Annotated in this window: 1 protein-coding gene; it reads left to right on the forward strand. The window is 63.4% G+C overall.

The window, feature by feature from the left end:
- A partial coding sequence (locus tag EOA36_RS36910; RefSeq protein WP_189553582.1) for an ABC transporter permease occupies window positions 1-415 on the forward strand: 415 nt, incomplete at both ends.

A 415-nucleotide genomic window follows, 5' to 3' on the forward strand; every position in this document is an offset into this window, starting at 1 on the left:
GTTGCGTGGCGCTATTTGCGTTCGCGGCGCAAGGAGACGGTGATCTCGGTGATCGCCTCGATCTCCTTCCTCGGCATCATGCTGGGCGTTGCCACGCTGATCGTGGTGATGGCCGTGATGAACGGGTTCCGCGCCGAGCTTTTGACGCGCATTCTCGGCGTCAATGGCCATCTGATCGTGCAACCGCTCGATTCGCCGCTCGAGGACTATGCCCAGGTCGCCAGCCGCATCAACGGTGTGGCCGGGGTCAAATACGCCATTCCGCTGATCGATGGCCAGGTGCTGGCGCAAGGCAATGTCGGCGGCGGCAGCGGCGCGCTGGTTCGCGGCATCCGGGGTGAAGACCTCGGCAAGATCGCCATCGTTGCCAGCAACATCAAACAAGGCTCGCTCGACGGCTTCGATACGGGCGACG

Origin of the sequence: Mesorhizobium sp. M8A.F.Ca.ET.021.01.1.1, assembly GCF_003998025.1 — a bacterium.
Classification (GTDB): domain Bacteria; phylum Pseudomonadota; class Alphaproteobacteria; order Rhizobiales; family Rhizobiaceae; genus Mesorhizobium.